This window comes from Streptomyces pinistramenti (genome assembly GCF_020564935.1).
GTDB lineage: Bacteria > Actinomycetota > Actinomycetes > Streptomycetales > Streptomycetaceae > Streptomyces > Streptomyces pinistramenti.
In genome coordinates this window covers 69,907-90,891 of record NZ_JAJCXB010000008.1, presented here as the reverse complement: position 1 = coordinate 90,891, position 20,985 = coordinate 69,907, and the positions used below count along the sequence as shown (strand labels likewise).

Annotated in this window: 19 protein-coding genes and 1 riboswitch; of the genes, 14 read left to right on the top strand and 5 right to left on the bottom strand. The window is 72.4% G+C overall.

Features of this window, described 5'->3' with window-relative positions; translation table 11 throughout:
* Positions 1-253 precede the first annotated feature (253 nt).
* The 8 genes from LIU39_RS08435 (at position 254) to LIU39_RS34855 (ending at position 8,916) form a co-directional block, all read left to right on the top strand.
* The gene (locus tag LIU39_RS08435) at positions 254-2,149 is read left to right on the top strand and encodes an APC family permease (RefSeq protein WP_227045955.1); all 1,896 of its coding nucleotides are present in this window, start codon (positions 254-256) and stop codon (positions 2,147-2,149) included.
* A 122-nt stretch (positions 2,150-2,271) separates the two neighbouring features.
* A riboswitch (cobalamin riboswitch) is annotated at positions 2,272-2,445 on the top strand.
* A gap of 195 nt (positions 2,446-2,640) precedes the next feature.
* Positions 2,641-4,140 carry a CoA-acylating methylmalonate-semialdehyde dehydrogenase gene (locus tag LIU39_RS08430; RefSeq protein ID WP_227045954.1) on the top strand — a complete coding sequence of 500 codons (1,500 nt, stop codon included), beginning with the start codon at positions 2,641-2,643 and terminating at the stop codon, positions 4,138-4,140.
* Complete coding sequence (locus LIU39_RS08425; protein ID WP_227045953.1) at positions 4,137-5,294, top strand: acyl-CoA dehydrogenase family protein; 1,158 nt, start codon at positions 4,137-4,139, stop codon at positions 5,292-5,294. Before LIU39_RS08430 ends, LIU39_RS08425 begins: the two co-directional genes overlap by 4 nt.
* A complete protein-coding gene (locus tag LIU39_RS08420; RefSeq protein ID WP_227045952.1) occupies positions 5,291-6,373 on the top strand; it encodes an enoyl-CoA hydratase/isomerase family protein in 1,083 nt (360 codons plus the stop codon). Before LIU39_RS08425 ends, LIU39_RS08420 begins: the two co-directional genes overlap by 4 nt.
* Positions 6,370-7,296, top strand: a complete 927-nt coding sequence (gene mmsB / locus LIU39_RS08415) for a 3-hydroxyisobutyrate dehydrogenase (protein WP_308409356.1) — start codon at positions 6,370-6,372, stop codon at positions 7,294-7,296. Before LIU39_RS08420 ends, mmsB begins: the two co-directional genes overlap by 4 nt.
* On the top strand, positions 7,293-8,084 hold the full coding sequence (locus LIU39_RS08410) for an enoyl-CoA hydratase (RefSeq protein ID WP_227045951.1): 792 nt from the start codon (positions 7,293-7,295) through the stop codon (positions 8,082-8,084). Before mmsB ends, LIU39_RS08410 begins: the two co-directional genes overlap by 4 nt.
* Positions 8,085-8,208: 124 nt before the next feature.
* Positions 8,209-8,655, top strand: coding sequence for a hypothetical protein (locus tag LIU39_RS08405; RefSeq protein WP_227045950.1), 447 nt, complete (start codon positions 8,209-8,211; stop codon positions 8,653-8,655).
* 132 nt (positions 8,656-8,787) lie between these two features.
* On the top strand, positions 8,788-8,916 hold the full coding sequence (locus LIU39_RS34855) for an LPFR motif small protein (RefSeq protein ID WP_264482543.1): 129 nt from the start codon (positions 8,788-8,790) through the stop codon (positions 8,914-8,916).
* A gap of 94 nt (positions 8,917-9,010) precedes the next feature.
* Here LIU39_RS34855 and LIU39_RS08400 read toward each other — a convergent pair whose 3' ends face one another.
* Both LIU39_RS08400 and LIU39_RS08395 read right to left on the bottom strand, forming a co-directional pair.
* Positions 9,011-11,554, bottom strand: a complete 2,544-nt coding sequence (locus tag LIU39_RS08400) for an MFS transporter (protein ID WP_227045949.1) — start codon at positions 11,552-11,554, stop codon at positions 9,011-9,013.
* Positions 11,551-12,102 carry a MarR family winged helix-turn-helix transcriptional regulator gene (locus tag LIU39_RS08395; RefSeq protein WP_227045948.1) on the bottom strand — a complete coding sequence of 184 codons (552 nt, stop codon included), beginning with the start codon at positions 12,100-12,102 and terminating at the stop codon, positions 11,551-11,553. The genes LIU39_RS08400 and LIU39_RS08395 overlap by 4 nt, the downstream gene beginning before the upstream one ends.
* Before the next feature lie 257 nt (positions 12,103-12,359).
* On the opposite strand from LIU39_RS08395, the gene LIU39_RS08390 reads away from it, so the two are divergent.
* Positions 12,360-13,040 carry a class I SAM-dependent DNA methyltransferase gene (locus LIU39_RS08390; RefSeq protein ID WP_227045947.1) on the top strand — a complete coding sequence of 227 codons (681 nt, stop codon included), beginning with the start codon at positions 12,360-12,362 and terminating at the stop codon, positions 13,038-13,040.
* Between the two features lie 32 nt (positions 13,041-13,072).
* Here LIU39_RS08390 and LIU39_RS08385 read toward each other — a convergent pair whose 3' ends face one another.
* On the bottom strand, positions 13,073-14,455 hold the full coding sequence (locus LIU39_RS08385) for a pyridoxal phosphate-dependent decarboxylase family protein (RefSeq protein ID WP_227045946.1): 1,383 nt from the start codon (positions 14,453-14,455) through the stop codon (positions 13,073-13,075).
* 93 nt (positions 14,456-14,548) lie between these two features.
* Here LIU39_RS08385 and LIU39_RS08380 point away from each other — a divergent pair, with 93 nt between their 5' ends.
* The 3 genes from LIU39_RS08380 to LIU39_RS08370 all read left to right on the top strand — a co-directional run bounded on the left by LIU39_RS08380 (position 14,549) and on the right by LIU39_RS08370 (position 17,622).
* Complete coding sequence (locus LIU39_RS08380; protein ID WP_227045945.1) at positions 14,549-15,976, top strand: aminotransferase-like domain-containing protein; 1,428 nt, start codon at positions 14,549-14,551, stop codon at positions 15,974-15,976.
* 9 nt (positions 15,977-15,985) lie between these two features.
* Positions 15,986-16,330 carry an MmcQ/YjbR family DNA-binding protein gene (locus LIU39_RS08375; RefSeq protein ID WP_227045944.1) on the top strand — a complete coding sequence of 115 codons (345 nt, stop codon included), beginning with the start codon at positions 15,986-15,988 and terminating at the stop codon, positions 16,328-16,330.
* Between the two features lie 158 nt (positions 16,331-16,488).
* Entirely contained in the window at positions 16,489-17,622 is a 1,134-nt protein-coding gene (locus LIU39_RS08370) for a diaminopropionate ammonia-lyase (RefSeq protein WP_227045943.1), read from the top strand.
* Between the two features lie 30 nt (positions 17,623-17,652).
* Here the strand turns inward: LIU39_RS08370 and gntA are convergent, their stop codons facing one another.
* Complete coding sequence (gene gntA / locus LIU39_RS08365; protein ID WP_308409355.1) at positions 17,653-18,342, bottom strand: guanitoxin biosynthesis heme-dependent pre-guanitoxin N-hydroxylase GntA; 690 nt, start codon at positions 18,340-18,342, stop codon at positions 17,653-17,655.
* A 184-nt stretch (positions 18,343-18,526) separates the two neighbouring features.
* On the opposite strand from gntA, the gene LIU39_RS08360 reads away from it, so the two are divergent.
* A complete protein-coding gene (locus LIU39_RS08360; RefSeq protein ID WP_227045941.1) occupies positions 18,527-19,258 on the top strand; it encodes a ribonuclease H family protein in 732 nt (243 codons plus the stop codon).
* Positions 19,259-19,377: 119 nt separating this feature from the next.
* Complete coding sequence (locus LIU39_RS08355) at positions 19,378-20,118, top strand: class I SAM-dependent DNA methyltransferase (RefSeq protein ID WP_227045940.1); 741 nt, start codon at positions 19,378-19,380, stop codon at positions 20,116-20,118.
* A gap of 36 nt (positions 20,119-20,154) precedes the next feature.
* On the opposite strand, the gene LIU39_RS08350 is transcribed toward LIU39_RS08355, so the two are convergent.
* The gene (locus LIU39_RS08350; protein WP_227045939.1) at positions 20,155-20,937 is read right to left on the bottom strand and encodes a class I SAM-dependent methyltransferase; all 783 of its coding nucleotides are present in this window, start codon (positions 20,935-20,937) and stop codon (positions 20,155-20,157) included.
* Between the last annotated feature and the right edge of the window lie 48 nt (positions 20,938-20,985).

The window sequence follows — 20,985 nt, the reverse complement described above, 5'->3', positions numbered from 1 at the left end:
TCAGGGAGTCCCACGCTGCCCGAGGCGCACGGAGCGGGCCAGCGCGCGGCGGCCATCGGGAGTAGCCGTGCCTCGGCGAGAGGCGCGGGCGGAAACCCAGGTCACGCGCGTTTCGCGCAGGTCGGGCGGCTGGGGTGCGTCAGGAATGCGTGAAGGCGGCGCCCTCGCGCGCCAAGAATCCGCAAGGGTCCGTGTTCCGGTGCCGCGGCCCGGCACACGCTGGGGCCGACCCGCAGTGAAGGAGCCCCGCCCGATGTCCGTGCCGACCACCAAGACCGTGCCGCCGCCCGATCCCGAACCGCCGCGCCCCGTCCCGCCGTTGCCGCCGCCCGCCGTGGCGGCGGACCGCACCGCGCCCGCCGCCGATCCGGGCGCGCGGCACCGGCTCACCGCGGTCACCGGCCTGGCGGCGCTCTCCCTCGACGCGATGGCCTCGGTGGCGTACGGGCCCGAGGCCATCGCCTTGGTCCTGGCCGCTGCGGGTGCCCGCGGACTCGGCTTCACGCTGCCGGTCACCCTCGCGATCGTCGTCCTCCTCGCGGTGCTGGTGGCCTCCTACCGGCAGGTCATCGCGGCGTTCCCGGACGGCGGCGGCAGTTACGCGGTCGCCACGGCGTACCTCGGACCCCGGGCCGGCCTGGTGGCCGCCGCCTCGCTCGTCCTCGACTACGTGCTCAATGCCGCGGTGGCCGTCACCGCCGGTGTCGCGGCCCTGACCTCCGCCTTTCCGGCCCTGTACAACGACAGGCAGTGGCTCTGCCTCGCCGTGCTCGCGGTCATCACCGCGCTGAACCTGCGCGGCATCGCCGATTCGGCGCGCGCCTTCGTCCTGCCCACCGCCGTCTTCGTCGGCTCGATCCTGGTGCTGATCGTCGTCGGCCTGTTCCGCAGCCACCCGGTGAGCACGTCGTCGGCCGCGGGCCATGCGCCGGTGCTCACCGGCGACGCGGCATCGGTCGGCGCCCTGCTCCTGCTGAAGGCGTTCGCCTCCGGCTGTTCGGCGCTGACCGGCGTGGAGGCCATCGCCAACGCCGTGCCGTCCTTTCGCGCGCCGGCCGCCCGCAGGGCCCGCCGCGCCGAGGCCGCGCTCGGGGCGCTGCTGGGCGTGATGCTGCTCGGCCTGTCCGTACTGATCTCCCGTTTCTCGCTCCAGCCGGCCGAGGGCGTCACCGTACTCGCGCAGCTCGCGGACGCGTCACTGGGGCACCACACGGCTTTCTACATCGTCCAGTTCGCGACCACCGCGCTGCTCGCGCTGTCCGCGAACACGTCCTTCGGCGGGCTGCCGGTGCTGCTGAAGCTGCTCGCGCGTGACCACTACCTGCCGCACGTCTTCGGCCTGCGCGCGGACCGGCAGGTGCACCGGCACGGCGTCCTCGCCCTGGCACTGGCCGCCGCCGGGCTGCTGGTGCTGTCCGGCGGCGACACCCGCACCCTCGTACCGCTCTTCGCGATCGGCGTGTTCGTCGGCTTCACCCTCGCCCAGGCCGGCATGGTCCGCCACTGGCAGCGGGTGCGCGGCCCGCGGTGGGCCGGCAAGGCGGCGCTGAACGGGTTCGGCGCCCTGCTCACCGGCGTCAGCGCCGTCGTCGTCACCGCCACCAAACTCCCCGACGGCGCCTGGCTGATCGTCCTCGCCCTGCCCTGCCTGGTGGCGGTCTTCGCGCTGGTCCGCCGCGCCTACGACCGGATCGGTGAGCGGATCGGCGTCGGCCGGATCCCCGCACTGCCGTGCCGGGAGCGCTCGTTGGTGGTCGTGCCGGTCTCCTCGCTGACCCGCCTCACCCGCGACGCGCTGTCCGCCGCCGTCTCGCTGGGCGACGAGGTGTACGCCGTGACGGTCGCCCACACCGACGCAGAGGACCGGGCCGGGACCGCGGTCCTGGAACGGGACTGGGCGCGCTGGAACCCCGGCGTCCCGCTGCTCCGCCTGTACTCGGACCGCCGCGACCTGGGCCGCCCCATCGCGGCGTACGTCAGGGACCTGGGCGCCGCCCACCCCGCTGCCCGGATCACCGTCCTGATCCCGGAGACCGAACCGGCGCGGCCGTGGCAGCGGATGCTGCACAACCAGCGCGGCGCGGTGGTCGCCCGTGCCGTACGACGCGACACGGACGCGGCGATCTGCCGGCTGCGGCTGCGGAGTTGAGGGACGGAGGGCGGACGGGGGCGGGCCGCGCCGGACACAGCTCGGCCCGTCGGCCGTCCGGGGGTATGCGGGCCGCCGGGATCGCCAGGGGGGGGTGGACTTACTAGGACGTCCAACTATATGTTCATGGACAAGCCCGCGGTGCAGGGAAGCCGGTGTGAATCCGGCGCGGTCCCGCCACTGTGACCGGGAAGTTCGTCCTCGCAGGACACGCCACTGACGCGTCAGCGTCGGGAAGGCACGAGGACGGGCGCTGATCCGGGAGTCAGGATACCGGCCGCGGGGTGTTCCGTGTTGTCCACGAGGATGGAGCAGACACGCATGGCACCGGTGCGTACCCACGACCCTGGTGATCCGGCGCACCCGGCGGTAATCCCCGCCCGGTGACGGTTCTTCGCCCCCGCGTTCCTGCCGGTCCCGCGCCGCGCCCACCCGCGCCGCCGGGCCGCTCTGCGCCATCCCCGGATCTCACCTGACGAGAGCAGGCATCCATGGTCCGTGAACTGACCCACTTCATCGGCGGCAAGCACCTCCCGGGAACCTCGGGCGCCCACGCCGACGTGTACGACCCCAACACCGGCCGCGTGCAGGCGAGGACGCCGCTGGCCGACCGCGCCGAGACCGAGGCGGCCATCGCCGACGCGGCACAGGCCCAGCAGGCGTGGGGCGAATGGAACCCGCAGCGCCGCGCCCGCGTCCTGCTGCGGTTCCTGCAACTCGTCGACGCCGAGAAGGACACCCTCGCCCGACTGCTGTCCGCCGAACACGGCAAGACCGTCGCCGACGCGCACGGCGACATCCAACGCGGCCTGGAGGTCGTCGAGTTCGCGGCCGGCATCCCGCACCTGCTCAAGGGCGAGTTCAGCGACAACGCGGGCAGCGGCATCGACGTCCACTCGCTGCGCCGCCCGCTCGGCGTCACCGCAGGCATCACCCCCTTCAACTTCCCCGCGATGATTCCGCTCTGGAAGGCCGCCCCAGCCATCGCCTGCGGCAACTCCTTCATCCTCAAGCCGTCCGAACGCGACCCGTCCGTTCCGCTGCGGCTCGCCGAACTCTTCCTGGAGGCGGGCCTGCCGCCCGGCGTGCTGAACGTCGTCAACGGCGGCAAGGAGGCGGTGGACACCCTCGTGGCGGACCCGCGCGTCCAGGCGCTCGGCTTCGTCGGCTCCACACCCGTCGCCGCGCACCTCTACGCCGCGGCCGCCGCACAGGGCAAGCGCGCCCAGTGCTTCGGCGGCGCCAAGAACCACCTGATCGTGATGCCGGACGCGGACCTCGACCAGGCCGTCGAGGCCCTGATCGGCGCCGGCTTCGGCTCGGCGGGCGAGCGCTGCATGGCGATCTCCGTCGCCGTTCCGGTGGGGGAGGAGACCGCCGACGCGCTGGTCGCCCGGCTCAGGGAGCGGATCGCCTCCCTGCGCATCGGCACATCCGACGACCCGCAGGCCGACTTCGGCCCGCTGGTCTGCCGGGAAGCCGTCGACCGGGTCCGCGACTACGTCGCGTCCGGCGTCCAGGAGGGCGCCGAACTCGTCGTGGACGGCCGCGACTTCATCCTCCCCGGACACGAGAACGGCTTCTTCGCCGGCGCCTCACTCTTCGACCGCGTGACCCCGGCCATGCGGATCTACCAGGAGGAGATCTTCGGCCCCGTCCTGTCCGTCGTACGCGCCACCGACTACGAGGAGGCGCTGCGGCTGCCCACCGAGCACCCGTACGGCAACGGCGTCGCGATCTTCACCCGGGACGGCGACACCGCGCGGGACTTCACCCGCCGGGTGGAGACCGGCATGATCGGGGTCAACGTCCCCATCCCGGTGCCCGTCGCCTACCACACCTTCGGCGGCTGGAAGCGTTCCGGATTCGGCGACCTCAACCAGCACGGCCCGGACGCCATCCGCTTCTACACCCGCACCAAGACCGTCACCTCGCGCTGGCCCTCAGGGGTCAAGGAAAGCGCGAACTTCACCCTGCCGACCATGGGATGAGCGCGGTGACAAGCTCTCTCACCGCGGACCAGCTCGCCCTTTCCCAGGTCACCCTGGACTTCGCCGCGGAACACCTCGCCCCGCACGCCGTCGCCTGGGACCAGGACAAGCACTTCCCGCTCGATGTCCTCGGCAAGGCGGCAGGACTCGGCCTCGGCGGCGTCTACGTCCGCGAGGGATCCGGCGGCTCCGGACTCTCCCGCGCCGACGGCGTCCTGATCTTCGAGGCGCTGGCCACCGGCTGCCCGTCCATCGCCGGCTACCTCTCCATCCACAACATGGTCGCCTGGATGATCGACCACTACGGCGACGCCGCCCAGCGCGCCCGGCGGCTTCCCGGACTGCTCACCCTCGACGAACCGGCCAGCTACTGCCTGACCGAACCCGGCGCGGGCTCCGACGCCGCCGCCCTGCGCACCCGCGCCGTACCCGACAGCGACGGCGGCTACGTACTGACCGGCGTGAAGCAGTTCATCTCCGGCGCCGGCGCCTCCTGCCTGTACCTCGTGATGGCCCGCACCGGAGGCGAAGGGCCCGGCGGCATCTCCGCCTTCCTCGTCGAACGGGACGACCCCGGGCTGTCGTTCGGGCCCAACGAGAAGAAGATGGGCTGGAACGCGCAGCCGACCCGCCAGGTGATCCTCGACGGCGTACGGATCCCCGCCGGCCGCAGGCTCGGCGCGGAGGGCGAGGGCTTCCGGATCGCCATGAACGGCCTCAACGGTGGCCGCCTCGGCATCGCGGCCTGCTCGCTCGGCGGCGCCCAGAGCGCCCTGGAGCGCAGCCTGACCCACCTCGCGGACCGGGAAGCGTTCGGCGCGCGGCTGCTGGACGCGCAGGCGCTCCAGTTCCGGCTCGCGGACATGGCGACCGAACTGTCGGCGGCCCGCGCCCTGTTGCACCAGGCCGCACAGGCCCTGGACCGCGGCGACGCACAGGCGCCCCAGCTGTGCGCGATGGCCAAGCGGTTCGCCACCGACACCGGCTACTCCGTTGCCGACCGGGCACTTCAACTCCACGGCGGATACGGCTACTTGGCCGAATACGGCATCGAGAAGATCGTCCGGGACCTCCGTGTCCACCAAATCCTGGAAGGAACCAACGAGATCATGCGCCTCATCGTGGCCCGCGGCCTGACAGGGGCCGCCCGATGACCCGCGAACCCCACCCGGACGACACCGTCCTGCTGCACACCGAAGGGCGGGCCGGATACCTCGTCCTCAACCGCCCCAAGGCCCTCAACTCCCTCACCCACGACATGGTCGGCCGCATCGACGACGCCCTCACCGCCTGGGAGAAGGACCCGGCGATCGAGACGGTCGTGATCAGCGGGGCCGGCGACCGCGGCCTGTGCGCGGGTGGCGACATCCGCGCCATCCACGACGACGCGCGCACCGGCGGCACCGCATCGGCCGGATTCTGGCGCGACGAATACCGCCTCAACGCCCGCATCGCCCGCTACCCCAAGCCGTATGTGGCCCTCATGGACGGCATCGTGATGGGCGGCGGCGTCGGGATCTCCGCGCACGGCATCGTACGGATCGTCACCGAACGCTCCCGGATCGCCATGCCCGAGACCGGCATCGGCTTCGTCCCTGACGTCGGTGGCACTTACCTGCTGGCGCTGGCCCCGGGCCGGCTGGGTACCCACCTCGCCCTCACCGGCACGCCGGTCGGCGCCGCCGACGCCCTGCTGTGCGGGCTCGCCGACCACTTCGTCCCGGCGGACCGGCTGCCCGGCCTGCGCGCAGACCTGGCCGGCGCGCCGGTGCACGAGGTCCTGCCGCGGTACGTCGCCGAACCGCCGGCCGGCGTGCTCGACGGCGCGCGGGACTGGATCGACCACTGCTACGCGGCCGACACCGTCGAAGAGATCCACGGCCGGCTGCTCGGCTCCGGCGTGCCCACGGCCGAGCGGGCCGCCGCCACCCTGCGCACCAAGTCGCCCACCGCGCTGAAGATCACCCTGCGCGCACTGCGCAGCGCCCCAGGGCTCGGCCCCTTGGAGCGGGTCCTGGAGCAGGAGTACCGCATCGCCTGCGCCCTGCTGGGCTCCGCCGATCTGGCCGAGGGCATCCGCGCCCAGGTCATCGACAAGGACCGCGACCCGCGCTGGTCGCCGCTCACCCTCGAAGAGGTCACGGAGGCGGACGTGGACCGGTACTTCACCGCATCCGGAACCGGCGGCCTCGCCCTCACCGCCGCTCACGCGCCCCAGGAGGTGCCCTGGTGAACACCGTCATCGCCGTCATCGGGCTCGGTCACATGGGCGGCCCGATGGCCGCCAACCTCGCCGCGGCCGGCCACCGCGTCCTCGGCTTCGACCTGCTGCCCGCATCCCTCGCGGCCGCGGCGCAACACGGCGTCGAAGCGGCGCCGACCGCCGTCGAAGCGGCCGCGCAGGCCGACGTGGTGCTCACCATGCTGCCCACCGGACGGCACGTACTCGGCCTCTACCAGGACGGCGGACTGCTCGCCGCCGCCCGCCCCGGCACGCTGTTCCTCGACTGCTCCACCATCGACGTCGCCGACGCCCGCGCCGCTCATGAAGCGGCGGCCGATGCCGGCCACACGGCCCTGGACGCCCCGGTCTCGGGCGGCGTGGTCGGCGCAGAGGCCGGCACCCTCACCTTCATGGCAGGCGGCAGTGAGGAGGCGTTCGCACGGGCCGAACCGCTGCTGTCCGTCATGGGAAAGAAGGCCGTGCACTGCGGCGCCGCGGGCGCCGGGCAGGCCGCGAAGATCTGCAACAACATGATTCTCGGCATCTCGATGATCGCGGTCGGCGAGGCGTTCGTCCTGGGCGAGAGCCTCGGCCTGTCCCACCAGGCGCTCTTCGACGTGGCCTCCACCGCATCCGGCCAGTGCTGGGCGCTGAGCGTCAACTGCCCGGTGCCGGGCCCCGTCCCGGCCAGCCCCGCCAACCACGACTACCGGCCCGGATTCGCCGCCCCGCTGATGGCCAAGGACCTCGGACTCGCCGCCAACGCGGTCAGAGCGGGCGGCATCCAGGCCGAACTCGGACTGCGTGCCGCCCAGTTGTACGCGGAGTTCGCCGAAGGCCCCGGAGCGGCCGATGACTTCTCCGCCATCGTCCGGACGATCAGACAGCGCTCGTCGTCCGCACAGCCCGAAGAGAACGGACCCGGCGCATGACCGACACCGCCCCAGCCACGTACGAGACCCTCCGCGTCGAGCGCAGGGGCCGCACCGCGCTCCTCACCCTCGACCGGCCCCAGGCCCTCAACGCGCTCAACCTCCAGGTCATGCACGAGGTGGTCGAGGCGACGGAAGCACTCGACCGGGATCCGGACATCGGCTGCCTCGTCCTGACCGGCTCCCCCAAGGCGTTCGCCGCGGGCGCAGACATCAAGGAGATGCGCCCGCAGGGCTATATGGACATGTACCTCAGCGACTGGTTCACCGCCTGGGACCGGCTCGGCAGGCTCCGCACACCGACCGTCGCCGCGGTCTCCGGCTACGCGCTGGGCGGCGGCTGCGAGTTGGCGATGCTCTGCGACATCCTGCTCGCCGCCGACACCGCGGTCTTCGGCCAGCCCGAGATCAAGCTGGGGGTGATCCCCGGCATCGGCGGCTCCCAGCGGCTCACCCGCGCCGTCGGCAAGGCCAAGGCGATGGAACTGTGCCTGACCGGGCGGACGATGGACGCCGAAGAGGCGGAGCGGGCCGGTCTCGTCTCCCGGATCGTGCCCGCCGACGAATTGCTCGCCGAGGCGCTGGCCGTCGCAAAGACGGTGGCCGGCATGTCCGCACCGGTGGCGATGATGGCCAAGGAGGCCGTCGACCGGGCCTTCGAGACGACGCTGGCCGAAGGCGTCCGCTTCGAACGGCGGCTCTTCCACGCGGTGTTCGCGACGGCCGACCAGAAGGAGGGCATGGCGGCGTTCACGGAGAAGCGCCCGCCGGAGTTCACCCACCGATGAGCACCCGCCCGTCACCGCCCCGGGCCGACGCGTCACGCCGCCGGGCCCGGGGCCATCGGGACGCATTCACTCCGGTGGCCGTGCGGGGGAGGCGGCGCCGCGGCGTCCGGGGCACAGAAGGGACATGAGCGAAGACAGGCAGGACCACGACGGCCCGGACGCGCGGCACCGGCGCCCCGAAGGTGTCAGCGACGCCACCGTGCAGGCACTGGGGACACTGTCGGAGGCCCTGGAAACCGTGGAACGGGCACGGGGGCATCTCTACGAGTTCCACCAGTTGACCGGCGGCGCCGACCTCACGCTGGGCAGGAGCGTGCAGGAACTGCGTGCGGCGGGGCACCGGGAGCTGGCGGACCTGATCGAGCGGGAGATGGTGGGACGCAACGTCATGCCCGGCCGCTGGACGTTCCAGATCGTCGAGGAGTACAACGCCACCTACTACCGGCCCTTCACCGAGATCGAGCGCCGGGCGCGGCAGGAACTCGCCGACGGCCGGGAGCACCTCTACGAGGCCGAGATGAAGGAAAGCCGTCGCACACCGGGGCATCCCGACCACCGGGCCACGCCCTGAGCCGGCCCGCCATCGCGGAATCCTGGTTTCGGCGGGCCTTTGCCGGGCACCCGCAGCATCGATCGGCCGCGCAGCCGGAACATGCGGAGGACGCAGCCCGGCGCGGCCGGGAGGCGGGAAGGAGGTCCGCTCATGCTGACGGCAATCGCGGATGTGCTGCGGTCCATAGGTGGCGCCATTGCCACCGTCGTGACCTTGCCCTTCCGTGCGGTGGCCCGGCTCTTCGGCGGGGCGTCGGACACCGTGCACGGGCGGCACTGACCGGCCCGCCCGAAACGGCGGCCGGGCGACGCAAAGGGCCCGGCTCCCAGGAGCCGGGCCCTTCCCACGCGGCGCCGCACGAGGCGGCGGCGCGTCACTGCGCCGTGTCGTGCCCGAGGTCGATGTCGAACTCGGCCTGGCCTGCCTGGTCCACCCGCAGTGGCACCGCGACCGGCGGGTAGCCGCTGGCGATCACCGTGTACGCACCGCGGTCGAGGTCGGTGAAGATGTACTCGCCGTCACCGCCGGTGGTGGAGGTGCCCACCACATTGCCCGCCGGGTCGAGGAGCGTCACCCGCGCGTCGTTGACCGGGCCGCTGCGGGCCGTCCGTACGACGCCGCGGATCCGGGCACCCGGTGTCAGCCGGATCTCGTACCAGTTGCGGGTACCGGAAGCGGCCTCCACCTGGAGGGCGGCGGGGCGGTGGCTCTCGGCGCTGACCGCGAGCGTGTAGCTGCCCGGTGCCAGCTCGCCGAAGACGAATCCGCCGTCCTCGCCTGCCACTCCCGAGGCCACGACCTCGCCCCGCACATCGGTGGCGACGACCAGCGCACCGGGCACCGGGGTGTCGCCCTGCTCCGCGCGGACCTCGCCGGCCAGCCCGGCCGCCCCGCTGAGCGCCAGATCGAACCGCACCGGCTCGTCCGCCACCACAACGGTCACGGCCTGCGGCTGCCGGGAGCCCGCCGAGCCGATCAGCACGTACGTGCCGGGGCCCGCAGCGGGCAGCGCGTAGCCGCCGTCGGGCCCGGTCGATGCGCGCCCGAGCTGCCGGCCGCCGATGTCGATGAGGGTGACCACGGCCTGCGCCAAGGGGCTGCCGGTGCCGTCCTGCACCGTTCCCTGGATGAGCGGGCCGGTGGCGCCGGACGCGGGCGCCGCAGCGCTGGGCTCGGCGTCGACGAGGCCCGGAGGAACGGCAGCGGCGGCAGCCGGAGTTGCCTCCCCGGCGTCCTCGGCGTCGGCCTGGGCGCGCGCCTGGAGTCCGGAGATCTGCCGCAGCGGTACCTCCTTGATGAACAGCACCAGCAGGAAGGCCAGCGCGACGACGATCGCACCCATCAGGAAGACGGTGTGCATCGAGTCGGCGAAGCCCTGCTTGAACGGCTCGGCCAGCCGCGGGTCGAGGTGCTGGATGAACGACGAGTCGCTGAGCACTCCGGACGAGCTGCCGCCGCCGGTGTTCTTGAGCATGTCGAGGACCGGCTTGCTGGCGGGGTCGTGCAGCACGGCGGGGTCGTGCAGCGCGGCCTGGAAACGCTCCGTCTGCGCGGCCGACCTGAACGCCGAGGAGATCTTGTCGCCGACGGTGCTGAACAGCACCGACAGGAAGATCGCGGTACCGGCGGTGGCGCCCATCTGACGGAAGAACGTCGAGGAGGCGGTCGCCACACCCATGTCCCGCGGCGGCACCGCGTTCTGCACGGCGAGCACCAGCGTCTGCATGCAGCCGCCCAGGCCGAGGCCGAAGACGAGCATGTAGACCATCGTCTCCCAGAGCGGGGTGTCCCACTGGACCTGGAAGTGGAACAGCAGCATCGCGGCGACCATCAACGCGGTACCGATGATCGGGAAGATCTTGTACCGGCCGGTCTTGGAGGTGATCTGGCCGGAGGCGATCGAGGCGATCATCATGCCCGCCATCAACGGCAGCATTTCCAGGCCCGACTTGGTGGGACTGGCGCCCTTCACGATCTGGAGGTACTGCGGGATCATCAGCATCCCGCCGAACATGCCCATGCCGATCAGCACGGACAGCAGGCTGGTCATGCTGAACGTGCCGTTACGGAACAGCCGCATCGGGATCAGCGCGTCGTCGCCGATCCACCGTTCCACGAAGATCCAGGCGACGATGCCGACGGCCCCGACGACGTAACAGGTGACCGAAGCGGTCGACCCCCAGCCCCACTCCCGGCCCTGCTCGGCGACGAGCAGCAGCGGGACGACACCCACAGCGATGGTGAGCGCTCCCCACCAGTCGATGCGGTGGTCACGACGGGTGTGCGGAATGTTCAGGACCTTGGCGACGACGAACAGCGCGATGATGCCGATCGGCACGTTGACGAGGAAGACCCAGCGCCAGCCCGTGATGCCCAGCAGGTGGTCCTGCCCGGCCAGCGCCCCGCCGATCAGCGGTCCCGCGACGCTGGAGGTGGCGAAGGTGCCCAGCATGTAGCCCTGGTACCGCGCCCTCTCACGGGGCGGCACGATGTCACCGATGATCGCCAGGGCCAGCGACATCAGACCGCCGGCACCCAGGCCCTGCAGGGCGCGGAACGACGCCAGTTCGGTCATCGAGGTGGAGAAGGTGCACAGCACCGAACCCACGACGAAGATGCTGATCGCCGCCAGGTAGTACGGCTTGCGGCCGTGCAGGTCGGACAGCTTGCCGTAGAGCGGCGTGGCGATCGTCGAGGTGATCAGGTACGCCGTGGTGGCCCATGCCTGCTGGCTCAGGCCGTGCAGATCGTCGGCGATGGTCCTGATGGACGTGCTGACGATGGTCTGGTCGAGCGCGGCGAGAAACATCCCCAGCATCAGGCCGCTGAGGATGGTGAGGATCTGCCGGTGGCTGAGTGTCCCGGGCACGGGTATCGCCTTGGTCCCCGCCGTGTGCGGGGAGGTGGAGGTGCTCATGCGTGTATGTCTCCCTGCTTCACGGCGGCGCCCTGGTCTCCCCCGGGGGACAGCCGTGCGTGTTGGTGTTCCACCAGGTCGTCGTTGAGCCGGCTCATCAGCCGGATCAGATCGGCCCGGTCCTGCGCGGGCCAGCACTCCAGAAGTGCGGCCAGTTCGGCGTCCCGCTGACGCCGGTAGTGCTCGAACGCGGCGCGCCCGGCGTCGGTCGCGGTCAGCAGCGACCCGCGCCGGTCCTCCGGGTCCGGACGCCGGGCGACCAACTCCCGCTCGACCAGCGACCGCACCTGACGGCTGACGGTCGACAGGTCCAGGAACGCGTCGGCGGCCAGATCGGTGGCCCGGCGGTCACCGCCGACCACCAGCCGGGCCAGCAGCACCCGGTCCGCGGCGGTCGCGTCGTTCTTGGCGCGCTGTTTCCATGCGGCGATCAGCCGCGTGAAGCGCACGATTTCCGTTCCCAGCCCGGCGGCAGCCTCGTCCAGCCCCGATGAGGCGGTGATCTGCGCCCCTGTGCGACTGCCGGGACAGACGGTCCCGTTACCCATCGTGTTCCTTTGTGAAATTCCGTCGGCGAACCCCGCCGACCGCAAAAATATTGCTTGTATCCAGCAAGTCTAGTCACACCGCGAGGCCACGGATCACCTGAGCCCCCCCTCCGTCAGGTGTTCGACCCGGTGTCACCGAAGGGCTTCGTGCATCTCTGTGGCGGTACGTCCCGAGACCGTGCCCCGACGGCCGAACTCCCCCCGGGAGCAAGGCTCGTGGGCGGGCGTTGTCAGTGCCTGCCGGTACGGTCCGTGACATGACCGAACCCGCCTACGTGACCGCGACCCGGATCTCCTACGACACCGTGGCCGCCGACTACGCCACCCTGCTCGGCGACGCGTTGGCGGCCATGCCGTTCGACCGCGCGATGCTCGGCGCCTTCGCCGAGCAGGTACGGGCCGACGGCGGCGGCCCGGTGGCCGACATGGGCTGCGGCCCCGGCCGGCTGACGGGCCACCTGCGCGACCTCGGGCTCGACGTCTTCGGTATCGACCTGTCACCCGGCATGATCGACGTGGCCCGCCGCGCCCACCCCGGCCTGCGCTTCGACGTCGGATCCATCACCGGCCTCGACCTGGCCGACGGCACCCTCGGCGGCATCGTCGCCTGGTACTCCATCATCCACACCCCGCGGGAACTGCTGCCCGGGATCTTCGCCGAGTTCCACCGGGTGCTCGCCCCCGGCGGACACCTCGTCCTCGCCTTCAAAATCGGCGAGGAACGCGTCGAGTTGACACACGCGTACGGCCACGACCTCTCGCTGCACGTCTACCGGTGGACGCCCGGCCGGCTGGCGGAACTGCTGAGCCGGGCCGGGCTCACCGTCGGCGCCCGGCTGGTGCGCGAACCCGACGCGAGGGAGCGCACCCCGCAGGGCTACCTCCTGGCACGCAAGCCCGCAGCCGGCCGCGCACCCGAGGAGGGCGATCCGTCATGACCACGAGTGCTGCCCGGCCCGGCGAACAGCGCTCAGTACCGGGCGGCCACGCTCTCAAGCGCCGCGATGATCCGCGCGATGTCGCGCTCGCCGGTGCGCCAGTTGCTGAACGCAGCCCGGAGCGCCGGGACACCGGCGTAGAGCGTCGGCGTCACGAAGACCTCGTCGGCCAGGTCGGCGGCGAGCGCGCGCAGCCGCCCGGCGTCCGGCTCGCCGGACGTCGTGAAGCAGACGACGTTGAGCCGGACCGGCGCCAGCAGCCGCAGGCGGGACGACGATTCGACGGCCCGGCCCAGCGCGCGGGCACCCGCCACGCACCGCTCGACGATCTCGCGATGTCCGTCCCGCCCGTACGCCTGCAAGGTGAACCACGCCGCGAGCGCCCGCAGCCGGTGCGAGTTCTCCGGGGTCAGGTGGACCAGATCGGGGTCGCCGTCCGACGGGCCGAGGTAGGCAGCCGCGTTCCGGAAGACCCGGGCCTGGAGGTCCTGGCGCCGGGTGAACTGCACGGCGCTGTCATAGGGCACGTTCAGCCACTTGTGCAGATCGACGCAGACCGAGTCCGCCAGGTCCAGGCCCGCCACCAGATGCGCGTGCTCGGGGGAGAGGGCGGCGAAGGCACCGAAGGCCGCGTCCACGTGCAGCCAGAAGTCGTACCGTTCGCGCAGCGCGGCGATGGCCCGCAGATCATCGAAGTCGACGGTGTTGACCGTACCGGCGTTGGCCACGACGACACAGGGCCCCTCGCTCTCCCGCAGAGCACGCTCAAGCGCCGCCGGGTCGACCGCCTCCCGCCCCGGCAGCACCGGCACCTGCACCAGCGCCGCCCGGCCGAGACCGAGCACCGAAAGCCCCTTGGCGACGCTCGAATGCGGGCTGCCGGACAGGACCCGTACCGCTCCGAGCGCGGCCGCGCCGTCCTCGGCCGGCGAGACGCCGAGCCGCTCCCCGAGCCACTCGCGGGCGATGGCCAGGCCCACCGTGTTGGACATCGTCGCGCCGCTGACGAACGTCCCCCGGTGCGCGTCGGACAGCCCGAACAGCTCGCGCAGCCAGCCGACCGTCTGGCGTTCCAGCCGCTGGCCGGTGCCGTCCAGCGAGGTGTTGGAGTTCTGGTCCGCGGCCGCGGTCAGCCAGTCCCCGGCCAGCGCCGCTGGTGTGGCGCCGCCCGTGACGAACCCGAGGTAGCGCGGGCCCGCGCCCCCGGAAAGCCCCGGCTCCCACCGTTCGGCGAACTCCGCCAGGGCGGCCCGCAGACCGCCCCCGTGCTCCGGCAGCGGCACGGCCCGCGGGATCGAAGGTGCCGGCACGACCGGCCGGTCCTCCAGGCCGTCGATGAACGCGGTGGCGTGCCGTCGGGTGACTTCCAGGAGGCCGGGGAGCTGGGAGAGGTCTGCGGCGAGGCGAGGGTGCATGGTGGTGCGGCTCCGTTCGTCGGTATGCGCTCCACGCTAGGAGCCGGACGGCCGGGTGGCCTGGTCCAATCATGGGAAACTGGACCAGTGCGAGTGAGCGAGGAACAACTGGTCAGGGTCCTCGGCGCGTGGCGCAGGCCCGGCACCCCGTTGATCACGGCGCTGGGCGAGGCGATCCGCGAGGCGGTCATCGACGGTCGGCTGCGGACCGGCAGCGAGCTGCCCGCGGAACGCCGCTGCGCCGCGGCCCTCGGCGTCAGCCGCGGCACGGTGACCGCCGCGCTGGCCGGCCTGCGCGACGGCGGCTGGGTCCGCACCCGGCACGGTAGTGCGAGCACCCTGCGGCTGCCGGACGCGGCGGCCGAACCGCTCGCCCCGCTCACCGCCACCGGGCACACCGGCCTCATCGACCTGCGCCGCGCCGTGCCCGCCGCACCCCGCGCCGCCTACCGGGAAGCCAGCCTGCGGGCCGTCGAACGCGCCGGACACCTGTTGACCGAGGACGGCGAACCAGGTCCCGGCCTGCCCGAACTCCGCGCCCTGCTGGCCGAACGGCACACCGCCCAGGGCCTGGCCACCCGCCCGGAACAGATCCTGGTCACCTCCGGGACGCGCGCCGCGTTCGCACTGCTCTGCGCCCACCTCCGCCCGCGCGCCGCAGCCGTCGAAGTCCCCACCTACTTCGACGCGTTGGACGTCCTGCGCGCGCAGGGAGCCCGGCTGACCGGCTGCCGGGTGACCACCGCCGGCTGGGATCCCGACCAGCTCGACGCGGCGTTCGCGGCGGCACAGGGCGGCCTGGCCTACCTCGTGCCCGACTTCCAGAACCCGACCGGCGCCCTGATGGCAGGCCGCACCCGCAGGGCCGTCGCCGAGCTGGCGGCCCGGCACCGGGTCACCGTCGTGGTGGACGAGACCATGCGGGAGCTGGACCTGCGCGACGCGCCCCGCCCGGCGCCCCGCATCCGGCACTCGGTGCTGATCGGCTCGGCCGCCAAGGGCCTCTGGGGCGGCCTGCGTGTCGGCTGGATACGCGGCCCCGCGTCCCTGATCACCGCCCTGGCCCGGCACCCCCTGAGCGCGCCGTTCTCGGCCGCGCCCGTGCAGCAGCTGATCGCCGTCGAACTGCTGGGCTCCACCGAGCCGTTGCTCCGCAGCCGCCGGGCGGAGCTGCGGACGCGGCGCGACCACCTGAGCGCCCTGCTGGCGGACGATGCGCGCTGGAGCTTCACGGTCCCGCCCGGCGGACTCGCCCTGTGGCTGGAACTGAACGGCATCCGTGCCGCCACCGTGATCGAACGGGCCCGCCACCACGGCCTCGCCCTCGCCCCGGGTCCGTCCTTCGCCGCCGACGCGGCCCTCGTCCGTCATCTGCGTGTGCCCTACACCCCGCCGCCGCCCGTGCTCGACCGGGTGGCCGCCGTCCTGGACGAGGTCTGCCGAGGGGCCGCCCCGCCGCGCGGAAACCCCCGTGCGCCGAGCCCGCCGTTTTCCGCAGGCAACGCCTCCCGACCTGCCTAACGTAGGGCCATGACCGACTCCGATGACGTCCGCCGCCTTGCCCTCTCCCTGCCGGAAACGGTGGAGAAGGTGGCCTGGGGCATGCCCACCTTCCGGGTCGCGGGGAAGATGTTCGTCACCGTCCCCGACGACGAGACCTCGTTCGCCGTGCGCTGCCCGGTCCTGGAACGGCAGGAGCTGATCGCGGCCGAGCCGGAGAAGTTCTGGGTACCGCCGCACGAGGCCGCCTCCTCCTGGGTGCGGGTACGCCTCGCCGCCCTGGAGGACCTGGACGAACTCCGCGACATCCTCGTCGACTCCTGGCGCCAGGCGGCCCCACCACGGCTGGCGGACACTGTTCCCGGCGCTGGCTGACGGCCCGAGGCGCCGGCAACTCAGGGCACAGCAGCGGGCGGTGGCACCGCAGCGGATCCGGCAGCGCCCCCGCCCGCACCCAGCGATCGTTTCCGGCCACGCATGGAATTCGCAAATATGTGCTGGACCAGGGAACGGCAGGACGGCACCCTGAGCGGGTGCCCGACAATCGATCTTCCTCCCCGCCGCCCTGGTACACCCACCCCGCCGCCCGCACCTGGCGCTGCGCCCCCGCGCCCGCCGAGGTGCAGACCTTCCACCCGCAACTGCCCGGCTATGCCACCACCCCACTCGTCGAAATCCCCGCCCTCGCAAGGGAATTGGGTGTCGGCCGGCTCTTCGTCAAGGACGAGTCGTCCCGTCTGGGACTGCCCGCGTTCAAGGCGCTGGGCGCCTCATGGGCGATCCACCGCGTCCTCGCCGAACGGGTCGCCGCCCACGGTGCGCACGCCCCGCTCACCCTGGTGACGGCCACCGACGGCAACCACGGCCGCGCCGTCGCCCGGATGGCCCGGAGCCTGGGCAGCCTCACCACTCACGTCTTCGTGCCGCAGGGCGTCCATCCGGCCGCCGTGGCCGCCATCACCGCCGAAGGGGCGCAGGTCACCGAGGTCGAGGGAAGCTACGACGACGCGGTACGCAGGGCGTCCGACGCGGCCCGTGCGCCGGACGCGGTGCTCGTCCAGGACTCCTCCTGGCCCGGCTACGCACGGATTCCCGGCTGGATCGTCGAGGGCTACGCCACCCTGTTCGCCGAGATCGACACCCAACTGACCGACGCGGGAGCACATCAGGGCCCCGGCCTCGTCGCCGTACCGGTCGGCGTCGGGTCGCTGGCCCAGGCGTGCGTCACCCACTACCGCAGCCGGCCGGGCGGCCCGCCTCCCGCGCTGCTGGCGGTGGAACCCGACGCCGCCGCCTGCGCCCTGGAGAGCCTCGTCCGGGGAGAGCCGACCCCTGTGGAGACCGGCACGACGACCATGGCGGGACTCAACTGCGGCACCCTCTCCCACCTCGCCTGGCCGTACCTGCGCGACGGCCTGGACGCCGCCGTCGCCGTCACCGATGCCGACAGCGCCGATGCCGCCCGCGATCTGGCCGCCCATGGCGTCTCCAGCGGACCCTGCGGCGCCGCGTCGCTGGCCGGCACCCGGGCCGCCCTGACCGGCCCCGGCGCCACCGAACGCCGCACCGCACTCGGCATCGGCCCCGCTGCCACCGTCGTCCTGCTCAGCACCGAAGGCACCGCCGCCAACCCGCACCTCACAGCTCCCCCCATGTCAACGGCCTGACGGAGCCGCCACGTTCACCGCGCGGCCTCCTCAGACACGTGCGGAGAACGGGCACGCCCAGTCGGCCGGCTTGGGGCGGCCCGAGTAGCGCCGGGCCTCGGAGAACTGCTCGTACTCCAGGAGGTTGGGGTTGATGTCGCCCTGCAGCTCGATGTCCTGCTTGCGTATCTTCTCCTGCAGCCGCTCCCACAGCCCGGCGGCCTTGATCCGGTCGAACTGGGCGTGGGAATTGAACGCGAGCATCGGGAAGGGCGGGCGGCGGCCGATGCGGCGGTGCGTCTCGTGCAGACCGATCACGAAGAACGGATGCCCGGCGACGCTGTACGCGAACGCCCCCGACGACGGATCGGCGTCGTATCCGTCGGCCCAGGCATGCGTACGGCTGTCGTGATCGTGCAGGGCCTGCAACTGCTGCCACAGCAGCCGCTCGAATTCGATCTCCGTCACCTCAAGAGGCCCAGAGAAGGTCGCCACGAAGCTGGTGAAGGGCTTGGCGCTCCAGTCCACCGACGCCACATAAGCCTGTAGATCAGCCGCCATCTGCCGGGCCGCCTCGCCATCCCCGAACCACGTGTAATGGCGATGGATGATGCCGCCCTGCCGCCAGGCCGAACGCCCGGCAAGGCAGGGAAAGGAGTCGCCGAGCAGGAACTGCTCGACTACTTCAGTGGCGTCGGTGGTCTCAACCGGCATGTTCGCGACCTTCGGTGAAGAGGGCACCCGTCGTAGGGAGGACCCTGGCAGTGAAGATCGGCCATGGCCAGTTCGTCAAGACGAGATCCTGTGCTCGCCGACGGCGCTCTCACCTGCGGAGTCGCCGGGGGCGGGGGCGGCGGGCTGCCCGGCCCACAGCCCCGCGCCGCCCTCGTCGCCCCCACGGCACTCGCCCCCGCCCCCGCCTGGGATGATCGGCGGTATGGCTGAACGTGTGAGCGCCGCGTGTGACGGGGCGTCGAAGGGAAATCCTGGGCCGGCGGGCTGGGGCTGGGTAGTCGCTGATGAAGAGGGGAATCCCGGTCGCTGGGAGGCCGGGCCGCTGGGGACGGCGACGAACAACGTCGCGGAACTCACTGCTCTGGAGCAGTTGTTGACAGCGGTCGACCCGGGTGTGCCGATGGAGATCCGGATGGACTCGCAGTACGCGATGAAGGCGGTCACGACCTGGCTGCCCGGCTGGAAGCGCAAGGGCTGGAAGACGGCCGCGGGCAAGCCGGTCGCCAACCAGGAACTGGTCGTCCGTATCGACGCGCTGCTCGCGGGCCGCTCCGTCGAGTTCCGGTACGTGCCGGCGCACCAGGTGGACGGGGACCGGCTCAACGATTTCGCCGACCGCGCGGCGAGCCAGGCCGCGATCACCCAGGAGGCCGCCGGTAGCGCGCTGGGCTCGGCGCAGCCGCCGGCCGCGCCGGACGCCGTGCGGTCCGGCGGCGGCCGGCGCGGCGCCCAGGGCTCGGCGGCGAAGGAGTCGTCGGCGCCCCGGAAGCGCAGCGCCGGGGGCCCGGCGCGGACGCTGAAGGCCAAGTTCCCCGGGCGCTGCCGCTGCGGGCGCGCGTACGTGGCGGGCGAGTCCATCGCCAAGAACCCGGACGGCTGGGGCCATCCGGAATGCCGCACGGGGAGTGGCGGCGAGGCGTAGCGGGACGCGGGTCCGTCCGGAAGGCGTGCTTCCGGCAGTACGGGCAGCCATCGCAGCGCCGTCGCACGGGCCCGGAAAATGGTGCGCGTGGCCGGGGTCCGTCGCAGTACGGTCTGGCGATGGGCAATGAGGACGGCTACTTCGGAGAGTCTGTTGCGGCGGCGTACGACGAGTCGTCGGGGGAGAGGTTCGATCCTGCTGTCGTCGAGGAGACGGCCGGGGTCCTGGCGGGGCTTGCGGCGGGTGGCCGGGCCCTGGAACTGGGCATCGGGACGGGGCGCATCGCGCTGCCACTGGCCCGCCGCGGCGTCCCGGTCCACGGCATCGATCTGTCACGGGCCATGGTCGCCCGGCTGCGCGCCAAGCCGGGCGGCGACGCGATCGGCGTGACCACCGGCGACTTCGCGACGACGCGGGTGGACGGGACGTTCTCCGTCGCGTATCTGGTCTTCAACACGATCATGAATCTGACGACGCAGGCGGCGCAGGTGGCCTGCTTCCGCAATGCCGCCGCGCACCTGGAACCGGGCGGCTGCTTCGTCATCGAGGTGGTGGTGCCCGATCTGCGGCGGCTTCCGCCGGGGCAGGACGCCGTGCCGTTCCATGTCGGCCCGACGCGCTGGGCGTTCGACACCTACGACGTGGCCACCCAGGCGACGAGTTCGCATTACCTCGACATCGTCGACGGGCGTGCCGAGTACCGTGCCATCCCCTTCCGGTACGTATGGCCGGCGGAGCTCGACCTGATGGCCCAGCTGGCCGGACTGCGGTTGCGCGAGCGGTGGGAGGGGTGGTCGGGGGAGCCGTTCACGAGCGAGAGCCGGCAGCACGTATCGGTCTGGGAGAAGCCCGGCGGCTGAGCCGGTGCCGGGGCGCGTCCGGCGGGCGTATGCGCGTCACTCCTGCCGCCGTTCCGGGGGCGGCTGGGTGCCGGAACCGGCCGGGTCCGGGCGGGACTTGCGGAAGAGGGCCGTCCACAGGAAGGGCTCGCCGAAGAGCGGGGAGTCGTCCGGCTCGTCGTGCATGCGGCGCAGCTCGATCTCCGTCAGATCGGCGAAGATCGCGCGCAACGCCTCCGGGGTGTAGGCGAGCCCGCCGTGGAGCCGGCGTTCGCGGTAGCAGTCCGCGTCGGGGAGTTCGCAGCCCATTGCTCCGGCCGCGAAGCAGGTGAGGGCGAGATGGCCGCCGGGGGCGAGGACGCGGTCGAGCAGGGCGAGGTAGCTGATGCGGCGATGCGGCGGCAGGTGGTGGAAGCAGCCGGAATCGTGGATGACGTCGTACGGGCCGCTCAGCTCGGTGGTGGTGAGGGTGAAGGCGTCGCCGCAGTGGAACCGGATGCCGGTCCGGGCTTCGCGGGCCCGCTCCTCGGCCCAGGCGATGGCGGCCGGTGAGAGGTCGACCGCGTCCACGTCGAAGCCCAGGGAGGCGAGGTGGAGGCTGTTGCGGCCGGGGCCGCAGCCGAGATCCAGGGCGCGGCCCGGTGCGATCAGGCCCCGGTCGAGATAGGAGACCAGGTTTTCGTCCGGTTTCGCGACGAAGAACGGCACGGGCTTGGCACGGTCGCCGTAGAAGCCGTCCCACCAGGTGGCCGCGCCTGCCGTCCAGCGGTCGGCCTCCGGCGCGAACAGGCCGTCCAGGAGCCGCAGTACGTCGTCGACGGTGCGGATGTTCCGGTCCATCGGACCCCCTTTCACGTAGCGGGGACGGTAGGCCCTGGACGTGCGAAA